Origin of the sequence: Massilia sp. CFBP9012, assembly GCF_034045115.1 — a bacterium.
GTDB lineage: Bacteria > Pseudomonadota > Gammaproteobacteria > Burkholderiales > Burkholderiaceae_D > Telluria.
On record NZ_JAXCWM010000009.1, the window covers coordinates 248450 to 267105 of the forward strand.

The following is an 18656-nucleotide window of genomic DNA, read 5'->3' on the forward strand; positions in this document are numbered from 1 at the left end:
GCGCCCGGCTGCATCGGTCAAGCGCCCGCCGCCCCGTTCTGCGCCACCCTTTCCTGCACAGCCCCGGCCTCCCTGCGCGCATCGAGATAGGCTGCCAGCTGGGCCACCGTCTGATATTCATACAAAATCTCGGCATTGATCGCCATCCCGGTCTGGCGCTCGAGGGCCAAAGCCACCGGCATCGCCGACAGCGAATCCAGCCCCACCTCGGCGAAGGGCTGGTCGTCGCCCAGCGTCTCGACGCCGCCATCCAGGCCATACGACAGGCAGCGCCGCACCAGCGCGCGGGTGTCGCCCGGCTCCGCCTCTGCGTCCTCCTTTGCCTCCTCCTTTGCCTCCCCCTTCGCCTGCGGCTGGACCCGCGGAGGGGCCGGGGCCGGCTCCGCCACAGGCGCCCACTCCGGCGCCAGCAAGGGATCGCGCCTGAGGTCCTCATCGGCCGCCTCCTGCTCCGGCGTGCCGATCGCCTCGGCATAGGCGGCGATGCGCGCCGCCAGGGTCGCGGGCGCCGCCGGCGCGCCAGGCTGCTTCAGTTGCGCCAGCAGCGCCGACCAGCGGCGCCGCGCCCAGGGGGCGGCCGGACCGTCGCCGCAGGCGGCCGCCAGCAGGGTCCAGGCGCACAGTTCGCCGGCCGCATGGCTCGGGCAGGCCGCGCCGGCCTCCCGCAGCGCCGCGCGCGCCTGCCGCACGATGTCGGGCGCGTCCAGCACGTCGGCGGCGAATGCCAGGCAAGCGCCGTCGAGCGCGCCGGCGCCCAGGTGCACGTACAGCGCCTCGGTCGGCCCTTCCAGGATGCGCATCACGCGCGCGTCGCGCATCAGCAGCGGCGCCAGGTTCGGTTCCAGGTAGCCGCGCCCGCCCAGCAGCTGCATCAGCATGTCGGCCGCCTCCCACAGCAGCTCCGAGGCCACGCACTTGCAGGCCATGCAGGCTTCCTGCGGCAGGCCGCGCTGAGCGCCACGGACTCCACCCTGTTCGTCATGGGCGCCGAGCGCGCGCACCAGCGCCTCGAGCGCGCCGATCGCACCGGTCAGCTCGTCCAGGCGCGCCAGCGTCACCGGATGCTCGAGCAGGCGCCCGCCCGCCACCTCGCGCCGGCCGGCATAGCGCAGCATCAGCTGGGCGCAGCGCTTCATGCCGCCAACGCACAGCGCGCCGATCCCGAGCCGCGCGAAGGCCATCGCGTCGCGCGCCACCTCCATTCCGGCGCCCGGCTGGCCCAGCACGTGGGTGTCGGGCACGAACACGTCGTCGAAGCGCAGCGCGTTCTGGACCATGGCGCGCATGCCCATGGTCAGCGCCTCGGCTTCCTGGGAGAGGCCGGGCGCGTCGTCCGGCAGCAGCAGCGCCACCGTCCCCAGCACGACGCCTTGCTCGTCGAGCGCGCGCGCCACCACCGTGATCCAGCCGGCCCAGTTGGCCAGGCCGATCAGGTGCTTGTCGCCGTTCAGGCGCCAGCCGCCGGCGCAGCGCTGGGCGCGGGTGCGCATCGCCAGCGGATTGGCGCCCGCCGCCGGCTCGGTCAGCGCGAACGCGGCCAGCTGGCGCCCGCCGGCCAGGTGCGGGGCCACCGCCGCACGCAGGCGCTCGGGTGCGAAGCGCAGCACCGGCCGCAAACCCAGGCCGTTGTGCACCCCGACCGCCGTCGCCAGGGTCAGGTCGATCGCGGCCAGCTGTTCCATCAGGCGCAGCAGGTCGCCGGTCGCCAGCGCCTTGCCGCCCAGGGCGACCGGCGCCTGCATGCCCAGAAAGCCATGATTGCCCAGGTCGAGCAGGACGTGCGGCGGCATCGTGCGGCGCTCGTCCATCAGGCGCGAGTCGAGCCGGCGCGGCGCCCAGCGCCGCAACCAGTCGCGCATCTCGCCCGCCGTGCGCCGGCTTTGCTCGGCCGCGCTCAGCTCGCGCGCGTCGCTGCTGCGGCGGCGCGGATGCAATTCACGGGCCGCGTACACCACGTCCAGTTCCTCGCGGGCGGCCAGCGCGCGGCACAGCGCGCGCTGCACCTTGCCGCTGCTGGTGCGCGGGAAGGAGCCGGGCCGCACCAGCACCAGCAGTTCGACCGTGGTGCCGAAGCGGCTGGCTACCGCGCTGCGGATGCGCCCGACCAGCGCGTCGAGCTGGGCCAGGCTGGCGGCGTCGCTGCGCCCGCGGCGGGCGATGCGCACCAGGCGGCGGTCGGCCTCCAGCACGATCGCCAGCCGCTCCTGGCCGCCGTCATCGACGCCGAACACCGCGCAGCGGTTCGGCTCCAGGAATCCGGTCACCTCCTCCACCAGCATCTCGACGTCCTGCGGATAGATATTGCGCCCATTGACGATCACCAGCTCTTTCAGGCGCCCGGTGATATACAGCTCGCCATCGCGCACGAAACCCAGGTCGCCGGTGCGCAGCCAGGGCCCGGCGCCGTCCGCCAGCCTGGCCTCGAACGCGGCTTGCGCCATGGAGGGCGCGTTGCGGTAGCCGCGCGCCACCGCCGCGCCGGCCAGCCAGATCTCGCCGACCCGGCCCGGCCCCGCTGGACGGCAGCTGTCCGGATCGACCGCCAGCAGCTCCACACCCGGCGCCGGCGGGCCGCAGCTCACCAGCTCGCGCGCATCGGGGTCGTTGCGCTCGGCCTCACGCACCTGGCCCGCCTCGAGACGCGACTGGCTGAGGGCGAAGGTGCGCGGCGCCTGCCCGCGCGGGCCGCCCGCCGCCAGCAAGGTGTGCTCGGCCAGGCCATAGCAGGGAAAGATCGCGCCAGGACGCAGCCCGCACTCGGCGAAGGCCGCGAACAGGCGGCGCACGGTGGCCGCGCGCACCGGCTCGGCGCCGTTGTAGGCCACCGTCAGGCAGGACAGGTCGAGCCGGGCCTTGTCCTCGAGCGTCGTGCGGCGCGCGCACAGGTCCCAGGCGAAATCGGGCGCGCCGGCGCAGGTGGCGCGGTAGGCGTGGATTGCCTCCAGCCAGCGCTGCGGCTGGCGCAGGAAGGTCGCGGGCGCCATCAGGACCGAGCGAAAGCCCACGCTGACTGGGGTGACGATGCTGCCCACCAGGCCCATGTCGTGGAACGGCGGCAGCCAGCTCACCATCACGCTGTCGGCGTCGAAGCCAAAGGCGGCGCGGATCATCGCGACGTTGGCCGCCAGGCTGGCATGGCCGACCTCGACCCCGCGCGGCGCCATGGTGGAGCCGGAGGTGTACTGGATGAAGGCCAGCGCATCGGGCGCAACCATGGGTAGGTGCACCGGCAACCCTTGCAGCCCATCGGTGCACAGCAGGCGCGTGCGTCCGCCGTCCATCACGAAGGCAAGGCCGGGTGCGGCCTCGCGCATGGCCAGCGCCAGCGCCGGATCGGCGTCGACCAGCAGCGCGCGCAGGTGCCGCCCGCCTTCGTTCCGGCGCGGCAGCGGGGCCGGCACCGCCACCAGGCCGGCGCGCAGACAGGCAAAGAAGGCGGTCACGAAGGCCAGGCCGGGCGGATACAAGAGCAATGCCCGTTCGCCCGGCGCGGCCTCGCGCGCCAGCAGGCCGGCCAGCGCATCGACGCGCGCGGCCAGCTCGCCATTGCTGAGGGATTCCTCACGCCCGTCCTCGCGCAGGAAGGTGAAGGCGAGGCGTTCGGGCGCGATGCGCGCGTGGCGCTCCAGCTGGCGCAGGACGAACGCCGCCTGCAGCGGCTCGCTCTCAGCCACGATAGCGCCCCTGGTAGGCCTGGCGCGGCGAGTTGCCGGCAAAGGCGCCGGCGCCGGCGCGGCCGCAGGCATTGGCGACCAGGCTGGCCGCGCGCCGCAGCTGGGCCGGCGTGTGCTGGGCCATCAGTTGCAGCCGCAGCCGCGCCGCCCCGAGCGGCACGCCGGGAAACTCGACCGGGTTGACGAACACCGAATCGCGCGCCAGCAGCATGCCGGCCACGCGCGCCGCGCTTTCCAGGCCGGTCCATACCGGCACGATCGGCGACGGGCCGCCCAGGCAATGCAGGCCCGAGCAGGTCAGCAGCGCGCGCAGCTCGACCGCGTTGCGCAGCAGGTCGGCGCGCAGCCCGTCGCCCTCGCTAGATGCGGCGATGCGCAGGCTTTCCAGCGCCACCGCCGCCTGCATCGGCGACAGCGCGTTCGAGAACATATGTGGCCCGGCGTACAGCTGCAGCTGGCGCCGCACTCCTTGGTGGGCGCAGGCGACGAAGCCGCCGTTGGTGGCGAAGGTCTTGGAAAAGCTGCCCATCACGATGTCAATCCGTCCCAGCATCCGCTGGCTGGCCACCACGCCGCCACCGCCCGGTCCCAGCGCGCCCAGGTCGTGCGCCACGTCGACCAGCAAGGTCGCGCCATATTCGCGGCACAGGTGCTGCAGCAGCGGCAGGTCGGGGCTGTCCGCGTCCATGCTGAACAGACCCTCGGTCACCACCAGGATGCCGTTGACGGCGTCCATCGCGCGGATCCGCGCCAGCAGCTCGCGCACATGGTCGCAGTCGAGGTGGCGGTGCACCAGCACGTTGCGGGTGGCGCAGGCCGCGCCCTGGCGCAGCGAGGCGTGGGCCAGGGCGTCGATCACCACGTGGTCAAACGAGTGCACCAGGGCCGTGATCGCGCCGAAGGCCGCCGCCCAGCCGGTCGGGAACAGCACCAGCTGGTCCAGGCCCAAGAGCTCGCCGAGTGCGGTTTCCAGTGCCTGCGAATGGCGGGTATTGCCCAGCAAGACAGCCGAGCCGGCGCTGTGCGGCCCGGCGTCGTGCAGCGCGCGCCGGGCCGCCTCGTGCACCGCCGGATGGGCGGCCAGCGACAGGTAATCCTGTGACGCGAAATTGATGCCGCGCGCGGACGGCGCGCCATCGGCGGCCACGCTGGCCAGCGGGCCGGGAGGGCCTTCCAGCACCCTGCCGTAGGGCCAGACGCCGTGGCGGGCGCGCAGCGCCACCCAGGCGTCGAGCGCGCCGCCGCGGCGCAGCAGGTCGGGCCCACGCGGCTGGGCGAACTGGGCGACGTTGCCGTCCAGGGCGCCGGAAGCACCAAGGGCCGCCGGGTCGCGCACGGGGTCGAAGGGAATCGATTCATTCTGCACGGCGTCCTCCGGCTACGGATTCAAGAATACGGGTTGGCGGGAGCATGGCATCGGCGCACTCGCGCTGCTGGCGCGCCAGCAGCGCCGCCACCAGCTCGGGCGACAGCGGCCGGTCGAACAGATAACCCTGGGCGGCATCGACGCCCATCGCGCACAGGTCGCCCAGCTGTTCCGGCGTCTCGACCGATTCGGCGATCACGGTAAGGCCAAGACGGTGGGCCATCGCCACGATGCTGTCGGCGACCGCGTAGGCGCGCGTGCGACCGCTGGCGGCGCCCAGGCGGCGCACGAACAGGCCATCCATCTTGAGGATGTCCACCGGCAGCTCGCACAGGTAGTTCAGGCTCGAATAGCCGGTGCCGAAATCGTCGATCGAGACCAGCACGCCGGCCTGCCGCAACTGGCTGATCACGACGCAGTTGGCGGCCAGGTCCTCGATCAGGATGCCTTCGGTGATCTCGAGATCGAGGCAGGCGGGCGGCATCCCGGTCTCGGCCACGATGGCCAGCATGCGCCCGGCCAGGCCCGGCTCGCGCAACTGGCGCGCCGACAGGTTGACCGCGGTTTTTATCTCCGGCAGGCCGGCGGCGTGCCAGGCACGGTTCTGCAGGCAGGCGCAGCGCAGCACCCACTCGCCGATCGGGACGATCATCCCCGTCTCCTCGGCCAGGGGGATAAAGCGGCCCGGGTCGATCCGGCCATACACCGGATGCTGCCAGCGCAGCAGCGCCTCGACCCCGATCACGCGCCGCTCGCGCAACTCGACCTGCGGCTGGTATTCGATGAACAGCTGGCCCTGGGCCAGGGCGTCGCGCAAGCCGTTCTTCAGGGCCAGGCGTTCGCTCTGCGAAGGGGGCAAGACGCTGGTGGCGCCATCGCCAGCGCCCGGGCCGGCTCCGTTGCCGGCATACGCGCGCACGATGTTCTGGCCCCAGCCCTTGGCGCTGCGCATCGCGATGTCAGCGCGCTTGAGCAGCGCGTCGAGGTCGCAGTCCGGCGCCGGATAGAGCGCGATCCCGACCGCCAGCGTCACATAGCAATCGCGGCCGGCGACCGCGAGCGGCGCCGTGAATCGGTCCAGGACCTTGTCGGCCACCAGCAGGGCGTCGGGCTGGCCGCCCAGGTCTTCCAGCAGGGCCACGAATTCGTCGCCGCCCCAGCGCGCCACCGTGTCGCAGTCACGCAGGCAGCGCCGGATCGCGTCGCCGGCCTGGTGCAGCAGGATATCGCCGGCATCAAAGCCGAGGGCGTCGTTGACTTCCTTGAAGCGGTTGATGTTCAGCAGCAGCAGCGCCACCACCCGGCCGTTGCGGCGCGCGCGGTCCATCGCATGGCGCAGGCGGTCACGCAGCAGGCGCCGGTTCAGGAGGCCCGTCAGCTGGTCGCGCTGGAAACCGTCCGTGCCATCCGCCGGCGCCCGGGCGTCGGTGACCGGCGCGGCCAGGCTTCTTGTTACTTCGGCCGGGCCGTCGTCGCCATGGCACAGCACCCGGTTGCGGCCACCCGACTTGGCCAGGTACAGGGCCTGGTCGGCGCGCACGATGGTTTGCGCCACCTTCTCGCCCAGCCGGTACTCGGCCACGCCAACCGAGACCGTCAGCGTGATCGTGCGTTCGACGTCAAGGCAGCGCAGACCTTCGACCGCGCCGCGCACCCGTTCGGCCAGCGCGATCGCACTCGCCGCCGGCGTTTCGGGCAGCATCAGGAGGAACTCTTCGCCGCCGTAACGCCCAAAGGCGTCGAGCGCGCGCAACTGGTCCTGCGCCGTGCGGGCGAAGGCGCGCAGCACGGTGTCGCCGGCCGCGTGGCCATAGGTGTCGTTGATGCGCTTGAAGAAGTCGATGTCGAACAGGCACAGGCTGAATTCGCTGCCATTGCGGTCGGCGCGCTCCTTTTCCTTTTCCACCAGGTCGAGCAGGAAGCGGCGGTTATGGATGCCGGTCAGCTCATCGCGGATCGCCAGCTCGTTGATCGTGGCCAGCGCCTGGCGCAGGCGCGAAAAGCCGTCGCTCTTGGTCAGTTCGAACAGCAGCACGAAGACCAGCACCACGACGTACAGGCCGAGGTCGCACACCAGGTGGAGCAGCGGCATCTGGGTAGCAGGCGCGAACGGCTGGGCCAGGCCGTAGGCCTCCAGCAGGTAGATCAGGGTGGCGCTGGCGCAGCTCATGGCCAGCCAGACGCCGGCGCAGCGCTTGCCGCCCAGGAACATCGCGACCACCGGCCCCGTGATCAGCCAGCTGACGGTGGGCGAGACGATGCCGCCCAGGTGCCAGCTGAGCCAACTGAAATTGAAGAACAGCGCGCACAGGAACACTTCGCGCGCCACCACCACGCTGCCGGTCAGGCGCAGCACCGGTGGCGCCGACAGCATCACCGCGCAACACAGCAGGATCTCGACGGCGGCCGTCTCCAGGCCCAGCAGCCAATAGGCGAGCGCGTACAGCGGCCCGGCGGTGCCGGCCATCACCGCCGCATTCACGACATTGGCGCCGCGCGCCGCCTGGGTCGCATCCTGCTGCAGCGCGGCGGGGATGAAGCGCTGCGCAATGCCCAGGTAGCGCCCGCTCCACCGCTGTGTGCTGTCGTCGTCCATATGATTCCCGATACCCGTTTTGCACACTTGTGCCCTGGTCGCTCAAGGTCAGAGTGTAGGTAGGGAATTTCCTAACGACTTTATTTTCAAACAGATAGTTCGCAGGAAAAAGCTGACCGCTCGGCACGGTTTCGGAATGCGAAATGAATGACGCGCGCCAACAACAAGTGCTGGCGCGCGTCAGAGTCAAGCGCAATGCGAGGGGAGCGCGGGGCGTGGCGCCCCGCTGCCGGATCAGTCGTTCTTGACGACGATGCTCGGGAACTTGCTGCTCATGTCCTTCGCCTTTTCGGCGATCTTGATCGCCACCTTGCGCGCGATCTGCTTGTAGACGGCAGCCACTGCGCCGTCCGGGTCGGCGACCACGGTCGGACGGCCGGCGTCGGCCTGTTCGCGGATCGCCATCGTCAGCGGCAGCGCGCCCAGGAAATCGATGCCGAAGTCGGCGCACATCTTCTCGCCGCCGCCATGGCCGAAGATCGCCTCGGTGTGGCCGCAGTTGGTGCAGGTATGGGTGCTCATGTTCTCGACCACGCCCAGGATCGGGATGCCGACCTTCTCGAACATCTTGAGGCCCTTGCGCGCGTCGAGCAGGGCGATGTCTTGCGGGGTGGTAACGATCACGGCGCCGGTGACCGGCACTTTCTGCGACAGCGTCAGCTGGATGTCGCCGGTGCCCGGCGGCATGTCCACGATCAGGTAATCGAGGTCGCGCCAGTTGGTTTGCTCGAGCAGCTGCTGCAGGGCGCCGCTGGCCATCGGGCCGCGCCACACCATCGGCTCGTCCGGGTCGATCATGAAGCCGACCGACGACACCTGGATGCCATGGTTTTCCAGCGGTTCCATGCTCTTGTTGTCGTGGCTGACCGGACGGCCAGAGACACCCAGCATCATCGGCTGCGACGGACCGTAGATGTCGGCATCCAGGATGCCGACGCTGGCGCCTTCGGCCGACAGGGCCAGGGCCAGGTTGACGGCCGTGGTCGATTTGCCAACACCGCCCTTGCCCGAGGCGACGGCGATGATGTTCTTGACGTTCGGCATTACCTTCATGCCGCGCTGCACGGTGTGCGACACGATCTTGCTGTAAGCGCGGATGGCAACGCCTTCGACGCCGGGCAGTTCCAGCACGGCAGCGGCGGCCATGCCGCGCAGCATTTCGACCTGGCTGGCGGCCGGGTAGCCCAGTTCCAGCTCGAAGCTGACCTGGCCGGCTTCGATCTTGATGTTCTTGACCGACTTGGTCGTGACGAAATCTTTTTGGGTGTTAGGATCGATGACTTCCGACAAAGCGGTCTTGACGTCGTTCTCAGTGATGCTCATGGTGCTCTCCGGATGATATTTGGGCGAAGTGTAGCGCAAAACGGCCTGCAAGCTGGGCGGAAGGGCCTGAAAGTCGGGAATACCCACTGAGCGCGCAGGGCCATCCACTGGTAAAATGCTTCTTTTCATATAACCCGAGCGTTTCGACACCATGACCCGCAAGCTGTTCGTCACCACCGCACTGCCCTACGCCAATGCTGCCTTCCATATCGGCCACATGATGGAATACATCCAGGCCGACATCTGGGTCCGCTTCCAGCGAATGCAGCGCGAGGGTAACCAGCAAGGCGGCCAGCCGAACGAGGTGCATTTCGTGTGCGCCGACGATACCCACGGCACGCCGATCATGATCGCGGCCGAGAAGGAAGGCATCACGCCGCAGGAATTCGTGGCCAAGATCGCCGCCGGGCGCGCGCAATACCTGGACGGCTTCCACATCGCCTTCGACAACTGGTATTCGACCGATTCGCCGGAAAACGTCGAGCTGTCGCAGGGCATCTACCGCAAGCTGCGCGATGCCGGCCTGATCGTCACCAAGACCGTCGACCGCTTTTACGACACCGCCAAAGGCATGTTCCTGGCCGACCGCAACATCAAGGGCGAATGCCCGGTCTGTCATGCCAAGGACCAGTACGGCGACAACTGCGAAGTGTGCGGCGCCGCCTACCAGCCGACCGAACTGATCAACCCGTTCTCGGTGTTCACCGGCTCGACCCCGGTACTGAAACCTTCGGAGCAGTATTTCTTCAAGCTGTCCGACCCGCGCTGCTTTACCTTCCTGAAGGAATGGTTGAACACCCCTGGCCGCCTGCAGCCCGAGATGGTCAACAAGGTCTCGGAATGGCTGGGCGAAGAAGGCGAGAAACTGGCCGACTGGGACATCTCGCGCGACGCGCCCTACTTCGGCATCCCGATTCCAGATGCTCCGGGTAAATTCTTCTATGTGTGGCTGGACGCGCCGGTCGGCTACCTGGCCAGCCTCAAGAATTACTTCGAGAAGCAAGGCCAGGATTTCGACGCCTTCCTGAACGACCCGGAAGCCGAACAACTGCATTTCATCGGCAAGGATATCGTCTCGTTCCACCTGCTGTTCTGGCCGGCCATGCTCAATTTCTCGGGCCATCCGATCATCGACAAGCTGAAGGTCGCGGTGCACGGCCACCTGACCGTGAACAACGAAAAGATGTCCAAGTCGCGCGGCACCGGCATTTCGCCGCTGCGCTACCTGGAACTGGGCATGAACCCGGAATGGCTACGCTACTACCTGGCCTTCAAGCTCAACGCCAGGGTCGAAGACCTGGACTTCAATGGCGACGACTTCGTGGCCCGCGTGAATAGCGACCTGATCGGGAAATACGTCAATATCGCCAGCCGCTGCGCCGGCTTCATCGCCAAGCGCTTCGACGGCAAGCTGGCCGACAGCCTGTCGCAGACCGCCCGCGACACCATCTGCAAGGCCCTGATGGCAGACGGCGCCGAGCGCCAGGCCAGCATCGCCACCGCCTTCGAGGCGCGCGAATACGGCCGCGCCCTGCGCGAGATCATGGAGATCGCCGACGTCATCAATCAGTACGTCGACGAGCACAAGCCATGGCTGCTGGCCAAGGACGAAGGCAAAACCGCCGAACTGCATGACGTGTGCACCACGGCCCTCATCTTGTTCCGCCAGCTGACCGTCATGCTGGCGCCGGTGCTGCCGAACGTGGCCACGCGCGTGGCCGAATTCCTGGGCGATGCCGAACTGAGCTGGGCCGACACCCATGGCGCCGCCGTCTATGAAACCATGCTCGGCCGCACCATCGGCACCTATGCCCACCTGATGCAGCGCGTCGATGCCAAGATGGTCGAGAACCTGTTCGACAAGCCGGCCGTGGCCGCCGTTCCCGCTCCGGCAGCGAAGGTTGAGACTGCGCAAGCCCCGGCAGCCGGCGACAGCGACATCGAAGCCCTGGCCCCGGAAATCTCGATCGACGACTTCACCAGGATCGACCTGCGCGTGGCGAAGATCGTCAACTGCGAACACGTCGAAGGCTCGAGCAAGCTGCTGCGCCTGACCCTGGACGTGGGCGAAGGCCGTCACCGTAATGTGTTCTCGGGCATCAAGTCGGCCTACCAGCCGGAAGACCTGATCGGCAAGCTGACCGTGCTGGTCGCCAACCTGGCGCCGCGCAAGATGAAATTCGGCGTGTCCGAAGGCATGGTACTGTGCGCCTCGGCAGCCGACGAGAAAACGAACCCGGGCCTGTACCTGCTGGACCCGATGCCGGGCGCGACGCCAGGCATGCGTATCCGTTAAATCCGCAAGGCAAGAGGCCATCCTGACACCGGCAACGCCGGTCGTAGAGGGGCCTCATGCAAGCCTCGGGAAGCATTCCCGAGGGTGTGGCGTGTGTGTACAATGCCATGTTTTAAATATGACAAAACGCCGCCACAAACTCTTTTGATAGGTAGCTAATAATATGACCGATTTGAATCCTCTCCGCCATATCCCTGAAGCCAATGTGTTCCGTAAGGGCGACGTCTTCGTCCTGTTCGGCGAACTGTTCGGCCGCGGCTATGTCAACGGCCTGATCGACCAGGCGCGCGCCGCCGGCATGACCATCGTCGGCGTCACCGTCGGCCGCCGCGACGACAGCGGCGCCCTGCGCCAGCTGAACGACGAAGAACTGGCCGAAGCGGAAGAGAAACTGGGTGGCCGCATCATCAACGTGCCGCTGATGGCCGGCTTCGACATGGACGCCCCGGAAGGCGAACAGAACCCGACCGAAATGCTGTCCGGGATCACCCTGAAGAACTGGCAGGAAGAAAAGCTGGACTGGGAACGCATCGAGCGCTGCCGCGCAGCAGGCGTGGCCCGCTTCACCGCTTCGGCCGCGACCGTGATGGCCGAGATCGATAAACTGGTGCCGCAAGGCGCCAACGTCTTCTTCGCCCACACGATGGCCGGCGGCATCCCGAAGATCAAGGCCTTCCTGGCCATTGCCAACCGCATCTATAAAGGCCGCGGCGAGCGCTTCATGTCCTCGCGCGCCCTGCTCGACAGCGACCTGGGCAAGCTGATCCTGATGAACTTCGACGAAGTCTCGGCCAATACGCTCAAGTACCTGATCGATGCATCCGCCGCCATCCGCGAGCGTGTGACGCAAGCCGGCGGCGAAGTGCGCTACACCGCCTACGGCTACCACGGCACCGAGATCCTGATCGGCGACGAGTACCAGTGGCAGACCTACACCAACTACACCCAGGGCTATGCCAAGATGCGCCTGGAATCGATCGCCGAAGCAGCCTGGAAGAATGGCACCTTCGCGACCGTGTTCAACTGCCCGGAAATCCGCACCAACTCGTCCGACATCTTCGTCGGCGTCGAGCTGTCGCTGTTCCCGCTGCTGCGCGCGCTGAAAAAAGAAGGCGGCGGCGCCTGGGCCGACGAGCAGTGGCGCATCTGTGAAGAGCTGCTGGGCGACGACACCTCGCTGCAACAGTTGCTCGACACCATCGAGAGGTACAATAACGATGCGACCAGCGCCACCTTCCGCAATTTCGAAGCCTGGCCGATGGACAATACCCCGGCGCTGGCCGACGTCATGATCGGCACCTCGGAAGCCATCACCGCCCTGCACAAGGACAAGAAGGCGCTGATCACCGATCACCTGTCGAGCCTGGTGCTGGAAGGCGCCGGCCCGTTGATGTTCCATGGCGCGTCGGAAAAAATCGCGCCGGTACTGTGGCTCAACCACGACATCATCGCCCGCCAGCTGAACGCCTTGCACAAGTAAGACTTGACGCCGGCGGCGCGTGGCAGAAGAATCTGCCCGTCGCCGGCAACCAGCCGTCATTTATCTTAAGCGAATCATGATCTTCTCGAAAAAACACGTGATGTACGAATCCGAGCACACCAAGTTCATCTCGGAGCTCAAGAAGCAGAATCCGCACCTGGACGCAGGCCAGGTCGCCGGCCGCGCCCTGCTGTGGGACAAGGAACCGGTTTCGCTCGACGAGCAGGCCCGCGTCGAGGAATCGCGCCTGCGCCAGCAGGCCTATCCGTACCAGAGCAAGGTCTGAGGCCGGAGGCGCGCGCATGATGCCCCAAGGGGCGGCCGGGGGAGAGGATATTCCTCTGCAAGCCGCCGTGGACGACCAGCATGCCGCGCCATCCGCACCGGAAGACGCCGCGATCGCGCGCCTGTATGGCGAACCGCTGACGCGCCTGCCGAACGACCTGTACATCCCGCCTGACGCGCTCGAGATCTTCCTCGACGCCTTCGAAGGTCCGCTCGACCTGCTGCTGTACCTGATCCGCAAGCAAAACTTCAACATCCTCGACATCCCGATGGCGCAGGTGACCCTGCAATACCTGGTGTACGTGGAGCAAATCCGCAAGAGCAACCTCGAGTTGGCGGCGGAATACCTGTTGATGGCTGCGATGCTGATCGAGATCAAATCCCGCATGCTGCTGCCCAAGCGCCAGGACGACCTGGTCGAGGACGTCGGCGACCCGCGCGCCGAACTGGTGCGACGCCTGCTGGACTATGAACAGATTAAATCCGCTGCTGTGGCGCTGGGCAATGTGCCCCAGGAAGGCCGGGACTTCGTGCGCCCGCAGCTGTTCGTGGAACAGGGCCTGAATACGGCCCTGCCGGACGTCGATCCCTGGGACTTGCAGCGCGCCTGGCTCGACGTGCTGCGCCGTGCCAAGCTGACCCAGCACCACCGGATCGGGCGCCAGGAACTATCGGTGCGCGAGCATATGTCGGCCATCCTGCGCACCCTGCAATCGCAGCGTTTCGTCGAGTTCGGCGACCTGTTCGCCGGGCAGCACACGGTCCCGATCGTGGTCGTTCATTTTGTCGCCATGCTCGAACTGGCGAAAGAAACACTGATCGAAATTACCCAGGCCGAGCCTTTTGCGCCGATCTACGTGCGCCTGGCCTATTCGCCGGCTTGATGCCGTTTTATTCTCATTTGTTCACCCATGAAAATCATTTCTTCCATTGACGAATTGCGCGATCAGTTGCGCGGCCAGCTGCGCACCGCTTTCGTGCCGACAATGGGCAATCTGCATGAAGGCCACCTGTCGCTGATGCGCCTGGCGCGCCGTCACGGCGACCCGGTGGTCGCCTCGATCTTCGTCAATCGCCTGCAGTTCGGCCCCAACGAGGATTTCGACAAATACCCGCGCACCTTCCAGGAAGACGTCGCCAAGCTGGAAAAGGAAGGCGTCTACGTGCTGTTCGCGCCGACCGAGAAGGATTTGTATCCCGAGCCGCAGGAATACCGTGTGCGTCCGCCGGACGACCTGGGCAATACGCTGGAAGGCGAATTCCGCCCCGGCTTCTTCGAGGGCGTGTGCACCGTCGTGACCAAGCTGTTCTCGTGCGTGCAGCCGCGCGTGGCCGTGTTCGGCAAGAAGGATTACCAGCAATTGATGATCGTGCGGAATATGGCGCGCCAGTTCGCCCTGCCGACCGAGATCATCGGCGCCGAGACCTTCCGCGCCGACGACGGCCTGGCCCTGTCCTCGCGCAACGGTTACCTGTCGGGCAGCGAGCGTGCCGAAGCCCCGGTGCTGTACCAGCAGCTGAATGCGGTGGCCGATACCATCCGCAGCGGCGAGCGCGACGTCGACGCCGTCGAAGCGCGCGCGATGGCAGCCCTGGCCGAACGCGGCTGGAAACCGGACTACGTCTCGGTGCGCAAGCGCATCGACCTGCAGGCGCCGATCGGCGCCGACCTGGAACGCGGCGAGCCGCTGGTGGTGCTGGCGGCGGCCAAGCTGGGCGCGACCCGCCTGATCGATAACCTGGAAATTTGATTCATGCCAATGCTGCACGATTGATTTCCCGTTTGCAACAAGATTGCAATGAGCGTTATACTTCCGTGCAGCAGCATTTTACAATCACGCCCAGGACCCCGCCGTGAACGTCTCCGATGCCGTCGCCATTGCCCGCAAGGGCCCGCCCAAGCCATCCGATCTATTGAGCCGCATTCCCGGCAATGCCGCGCCGCACCAGATGTCGGATCCGTTCGACATCGGCGACGCCTTGACCGCCCTGTCGCTCAGCGGCGATCCCGTCACCGTCTATTCCGGCATCCAGGACCCGATCCTGGTGCGGATCGAGTCGGTCGATCCGGAATTACCGCATTTCGTGCTGGATTTTACTGGCAGTGAATTGCCGGTCACCCACCATGCCACCTTCGTCAGCGCGATCGGCGGCAACGCCAAGCTGCAGTTCGAGCTGGAAAGCGACTGGGATGGCTTGCCCGGCCAGCCGCACCTGGTGCCGGCGACCTTCCCCGAACACTGCCTGGTGCTGAACCGGCGCTCCGCGCGCCGGGTCGAGACGCCGGTCGGCGCCAACTACAGCGCCAGCTTCGGCCTGTCGGGCCGCCAGTACGAACTGCCCCTCTACGATTTTTCCCAGGGCGGCGTCGGCATGCGCGCCTCGCCCGAGCAGTGCTTCGGGCTACATGTGGGCAAGAAACTGATCGGCGTGCGCCTGGAACTGGGACCGGCGCTGGTCGTCACGGCCGACCTCGAAGTGCGCCTGATGCGCCCGTTCCGCACCTTCCTGCTGGGCGAGCAGGTGCAGATCGGCTGCAGCTTCGTGAATATTTCGATGCAGTTGCAGCAGACGCTGGAGCGCTTTTTGACCAGCGGCCGCACCGAGCGCCGCGCCGCGACGGTCTAAGAGCCTGCCGTCAAGTCGAGGCTGACCACTCTCAGCGTGGCATCGTCTTCGCACTGCCGGTCGACGAAGCCCAGGCGCCTGGCCAGCCGCCGCATCGGGGTGTTAGCGGCAAGCACGAAACCCTCCATGCGGCGCAATCCGCGCGCCGTGGCGTGCGCGATGAGTATCTCCAGCAAGCGCCGCGCCAGGCCGAGTCCGTGCCAGTCGTCCACCACGGTGACCGCGAACTCGCAGCTATCGCTGCCCGCCGCGCCCACATAGCGCGCGCCCGCGACGATGTCCTGGTCCGGGCCGCCCTCCCCGCTGACGGCGACCAGCGCCAGGTCATGGCGTGGATCCGGGCGGGTCGCCGCCGCCAGCATGGCGGGCGGCGGCTCGCGCAGCGGCATCATGAAGCGCGCATAGCGCGAATCCGCCGACAGCCGATGGAAGGCCTCGCGCATCTCGTCTTCGTCCTGGGCCTGGATCTCGCGCAACAAGACCGTACGGCCGTCGCGCAGCCGTGCCAGGGCCGGCAGTCCCGCTCTGTCCGGTGGGTCGTCTTGCATCTCAGAGCCGTTTCTTTTGCCGCGCCAGGGCCTGGATTTGCGCAATGGCGATCGCCAGTTCCGACTGCGCCTTGGCGTAATCGATCTTCGTGCCCCGGTTGCGCAACGCTTCTTCGGCCTGCTTGCGCGCTTCGTTCGCGCTGGCTTCGTCCAGGTCGCGTCCTCGGATGGCCGTGTCCGCCAGCACCGTGACCTCGTACGGCTGCACTTCGAGAATGCCGCCGGCGACGAACACCAGTTCTTCGTCATCCTGTCCCGGCACCTTGATGCGCACTGCCCCCGGCCGTATCCTTGTCATCAAGGGCGTGTGCATGGGATAGATGCCGAGCTCGCCGCTTTCTCCGGGCAACGCGACGAATTCCGCATCGCCTTCAAACACCCCTTCCTCGGCCGAGACGACACTGACGTGGATCGTCGCTGGAGTTGCCATGATGTTCTCGCTGTGTTCGCTGGTTTGCGCAGGAAGACGGCCATCGCTCAGACCGCCGCTGCGCCGGAAACGATCTCGGAGAGTTCCTTCGTGATCGCCGCTTGCCGGGTCTTGTTGTAGACCAGCTTGAGGTCGCCGATGACGGTTTCCGCGTTGTCGCTTGCCGCCTTCATCGCCATCCGGCGCGCCGAGTTCTCGGAAGCGAAACTCTCGGCCACCGCCTGGTAGATCAGCGCCTCGACGTAGCGCACCAGGAGCTCGTCGATCACGTCGGCCGGATTGGGCTCGTACAGATAGTCCCAGCTATGCGTGCCCCTTTCGGCCCGCACGTTGTTCCCGGACAGGGGTACGAGCTGCTCCATCACGGCTTCCTGGCTCATCGAGTTGATGAACCGCGTGTAGCACAGGTGGATGGCATCGATCTGCGCATTCTGGTAAGCGTCGAGCAGCACCTTGGCCGGGCCGAGCAATCGTTCGAGGTGCGGCGTGTCGCCAAGCTGTACGGCATGCGCGACGACCCGGGCTCCGATGCGTGTCATGAAGGACAGCCCCCTGTTGCCGATGACGACCAGGTCGCTTCCGATGCCACTTTCCTGGAAATCACGCATCGCATGGGTCACCATGCGCAGGATGTTGGTGTTCATGGCGCCGCACAGGCCCTTGTCGGTCGTGATCACGATGATGCCGACCTTCCTGGCGTCGCTGCCAGTGACGAGGAAGGGATGGCTGTATTCCGGGCTCGCCTCCGCCAGGTGCCCGGTGATGTTGCGGATCTTGCGGGCGTAGGGACGCGCGGTGCGCATCCGCTCCTGCGCCTTGCGCATCTTGGAAGTGGCGACCATCTCCATCGCCTTGGTGATCTTGCGGGTGCTCTCCACACTCTTGATCTTGTCGCGTATTTCCTTGCCTCCAGCCATGATCGCTACTCCTTATCGACGTCCTGCGCCTTACTTACTTGCCGGGTGACAGGCATCAGGACCAGAGGCCCGACGCCAGCAGCTGCTCGGCCTCCTCGAACACGCTCCTTTCGGGCAGCAGGCTGGCACGCGCGAAGCGCACCAGCGAGAATGCGCGTACGCGTGGCGGCACGGTCGGCAGGCGGGCAATCCGGAACTCGAGATCGACGCCCTCTTGCCTACCGAGCGCCATGCCATCGGGCTCGAGCACCACGTTCATCCGGTCCAGGGTCAGCCGCCGGGTGGACACCGAGAGATACCGTCCCGGCTGTGCAAACACCGCGCGGACATGGTCGAGTTCACGGTCCAGCGCATCTTCGGGCAGGCCCAGACCGGCCTGCTCGCGCGCGTTCTCCTCGACCTGGGTCTGCAGCCGCGCCAGTTCACCAAGGTCGGTCGCGATGTCGCCGCCGATCAGGGAGCCGATGCCCCTGCCCTGGCGCTCGAGCAACTGCAGCCGCGTCTTGAGCAGTGCACGCTCGCGCACGAGCGCGACGCGGCGCGACTTGTCCGCAGTCGCGCGCGCCAGGCCTACCAGAGCGAGCTGGTCCAGCAAGAGGCGTACGATCGCACTCCTCAGTTCGGCGTCGGTACGCGCGCACAGCTTGACCTGGTGATCGCTGAAACTCACGGTCTTTTGCGGAACGTCGCGGCGTACGGTGTCACCTTCAAGCCTGACGCCCAGGATATGGCGCTCGACCAGTTCCATCCCCAGCACCGCATGCGCGTCAGGCGCGTCGCCGTTCTCCGCAAAATACGCACGCACGTCCGGCGAACGGCTGATCAGCTCAGCGACGTCGTCCGGCGCAGCGAAATAGGCGTGGATATAGGGATCGCCCGTCCAGGCGGCGCCGCTGGCTTCGCGCGCCGCCGGCACGGCATCGACCAGGCCGCGCACGTAGTTGAACGATATCGCCACCGCAGGCGCGAGCCGCTTCTGGTAGCGGCGCGCCAGGCGCAGCTGCGGGTGCAGCGCCATCACGCGTTCGATCGCCGCATCGACGCCTTCCCTGGCCTCTATGGTGGCCTGGTCATCCGTGCGCCGTATTTTATCGAGCAAGCCCATTGCAGGTC

14 protein-coding genes are annotated in these 18656 nt (G+C 67.1%); 6 read left to right on the forward strand and 8 right to left on the reverse strand.

Translation table 11 applies throughout. The features are described 5' to 3' along the window. Positions 1–17: 17 nt before the first annotated feature. The 4 genes from SOM61_RS16950 to apbC form a co-directional block, all read right to left on the reverse strand. Complete coding sequence (locus tag SOM61_RS16950) at positions 18–3674, reverse strand: AMP-binding protein (RefSeq protein ID WP_320475156.1); 3657 nt, start codon at positions 3672–3674, stop codon at positions 18–20. Further along, positions 3667–5040 (reverse strand): aminotransferase class I/II-fold pyridoxal phosphate-dependent enzyme, encoded by a 1374-nt coding sequence (locus SOM61_RS16955; protein WP_320475157.1) that lies wholly within the window; start codon positions 5038–5040, stop codon positions 3667–3669. The genes SOM61_RS16950 and SOM61_RS16955 overlap by 8 nt, the downstream gene beginning before the upstream one ends. After that, entirely contained in the window at positions 5030–7636 is a 2607-nt protein-coding gene (locus tag SOM61_RS16960; protein ID WP_320475158.1) for a diguanylate cyclase domain-containing protein, read from the reverse strand. The genes SOM61_RS16955 and SOM61_RS16960 overlap by 11 nt, the downstream gene beginning before the upstream one ends. A 234-nt stretch (positions 7637–7870) precedes the next feature. Then, positions 7871–8959, reverse strand: coding sequence for an iron-sulfur cluster carrier protein ApbC (gene apbC, locus SOM61_RS16965; RefSeq protein WP_320475159.1), 1089 nt, complete (start codon positions 8957–8959; stop codon positions 7871–7873). Positions 8960–9110: 151 nt separating this feature from the next. On the opposite strand from apbC, the gene metG reads away from it, so the two are divergent. The 6 genes from metG to SOM61_RS16995 all read left to right on the forward strand — a co-directional run bounded on the left by metG (position 9111) and on the right by SOM61_RS16995 (position 15648). Continuing rightward, positions 9111–11255, forward strand: a complete 2145-nt coding sequence (metG, locus tag SOM61_RS16970; RefSeq protein WP_320475160.1) for a methionine--tRNA ligase — start codon at positions 9111–9113, stop codon at positions 11253–11255. A 163-nt stretch (positions 11256–11418) separates the two neighbouring features. Then, positions 11419–12735, forward strand: coding sequence for an enoyl ACP reductase FabMG family protein (locus SOM61_RS16975; protein ID WP_320475161.1), 1317 nt, complete (start codon positions 11419–11421; stop codon positions 12733–12735). Positions 12736–12811: 76 nt separating this feature from the next. After that, a complete protein-coding gene (locus tag SOM61_RS16980) occupies positions 12812–13021 on the forward strand; it encodes a DUF3460 family protein (RefSeq protein ID WP_147934857.1) in 210 nt (69 codons plus the stop codon). A 16-nt stretch (positions 13022–13037) separates the two neighbouring features. Beyond that, positions 13038–13904: a segregation and condensation protein A gene (locus tag SOM61_RS16985; RefSeq protein ID WP_320475162.1), complete on the forward strand. Its 867-nt coding sequence runs from the start codon at positions 13038–13040 to the stop codon at positions 13902–13904. 27 nt (positions 13905–13931) lie between these two features. Next, entirely contained in the window at positions 13932–14771 is an 840-nt protein-coding gene (panC, locus tag SOM61_RS16990; protein WP_320475163.1) for a pantoate--beta-alanine ligase, read from the forward strand. Positions 14772–14874: 103 nt separating this feature from the next. After that, positions 14875–15648: a flagellar brake protein gene (locus SOM61_RS16995; RefSeq protein ID WP_320475164.1), complete on the forward strand. Its 774-nt coding sequence runs from the start codon at positions 14875–14877 to the stop codon at positions 15646–15648. Here SOM61_RS16995 and SOM61_RS17000 read toward each other — a convergent pair. From SOM61_RS17000 to SOM61_RS17015, 4 genes are read right to left on the reverse strand one after another with little or no spacing between them, the layout of a single operon-like run. After that, positions 15645–16196, reverse strand: coding sequence for a GNAT family N-acetyltransferase (locus SOM61_RS17000; RefSeq protein WP_320475165.1), 552 nt, complete (start codon positions 16194–16196; stop codon positions 15645–15647). The genes SOM61_RS16995 and SOM61_RS17000 overlap by 4 nt on opposite strands. 1 nt (position 16197) lies before the next feature. Continuing rightward, positions 16198–16626 carry a F0F1 ATP synthase subunit epsilon gene (locus SOM61_RS17005; RefSeq protein WP_320475166.1) on the reverse strand — a complete coding sequence of 143 codons (429 nt, stop codon included), beginning with the start codon at positions 16624–16626 and terminating at the stop codon, positions 16198–16200. A gap of 47 nt (positions 16627–16673) precedes the next feature. Further along, positions 16674–17543 (reverse strand): F0F1 ATP synthase subunit gamma, encoded by an 870-nt coding sequence (gene atpG, locus SOM61_RS17010; protein ID WP_320475167.1) that lies wholly within the window; start codon positions 17541–17543, stop codon positions 16674–16676. Positions 17544–17598: 55 nt separating this feature from the next. After that, positions 17599–18648, reverse strand: coding sequence for a hypothetical protein (locus tag SOM61_RS17015; RefSeq protein ID WP_320475168.1), 1050 nt, complete (start codon positions 18646–18648; stop codon positions 17599–17601). Between the last annotated feature and the right edge of the window lie 8 nt (positions 18649–18656).

Bases quoted from the DNA above. Each gene is read 5' to 3' on its own strand.
- SOM61_RS16960 (WP_320475158.1), bottom strand. From the start codon at position 7,636: ATGGACGACGACAGCACACAGCGGTGGAGCGGGCGCTACCTGGGCATT.
- apbC (WP_320475159.1), bottom strand. From the start codon at position 8,959: ATGAGCATCACTGAGAACGACGTCAAGACCGCTTTGTCGGAAGTCATC.
- metG (WP_320475160.1), top strand. From the start codon at position 9,111: ATGACCCGCAAGCTGTTCGTCACCACCGCACTGCCCTACGCCAATGCT.
- SOM61_RS16975 (WP_320475161.1), top strand. From the start codon at position 11,419: ATGACCGATTTGAATCCTCTCCGCCATATCCCTGAAGCCAATGTGTTC.
- SOM61_RS16980 (WP_147934857.1), top strand. From the start codon at position 12,812: ATGATCTTCTCGAAAAAACACGTGATGTACGAATCCGAGCACACCAAG.
- SOM61_RS16985 (WP_320475162.1), top strand. From the start codon at position 13,038: ATGATGCCCCAAGGGGCGGCCGGGGGAGAGGATATTCCTCTGCAAGCC.
- panC (WP_320475163.1), top strand. From the start codon at position 13,932: ATGAAAATCATTTCTTCCATTGACGAATTGCGCGATCAGTTGCGCGGC.
- SOM61_RS17000 (WP_320475165.1), bottom strand. From the start codon at position 16,196: ATGCAAGACGACCCACCGGACAGAGCGGGACTGCCGGCCCTGGCACGG.
- SOM61_RS17005 (WP_320475166.1), bottom strand. From the start codon at position 16,626: ATGGCAACTCCAGCGACGATCCACGTCAGTGTCGTCTCGGCCGAGGAA.
- atpG (WP_320475167.1), bottom strand. From the start codon at position 17,543: ATGGCTGGAGGCAAGGAAATACGCGACAAGATCAAGAGTGTGGAGAGC.
- SOM61_RS17015 (WP_320475168.1), bottom strand. From the start codon at position 18,648: ATGGGCTTGCTCGATAAAATACGGCGCACGGATGACCAGGCCACCATA.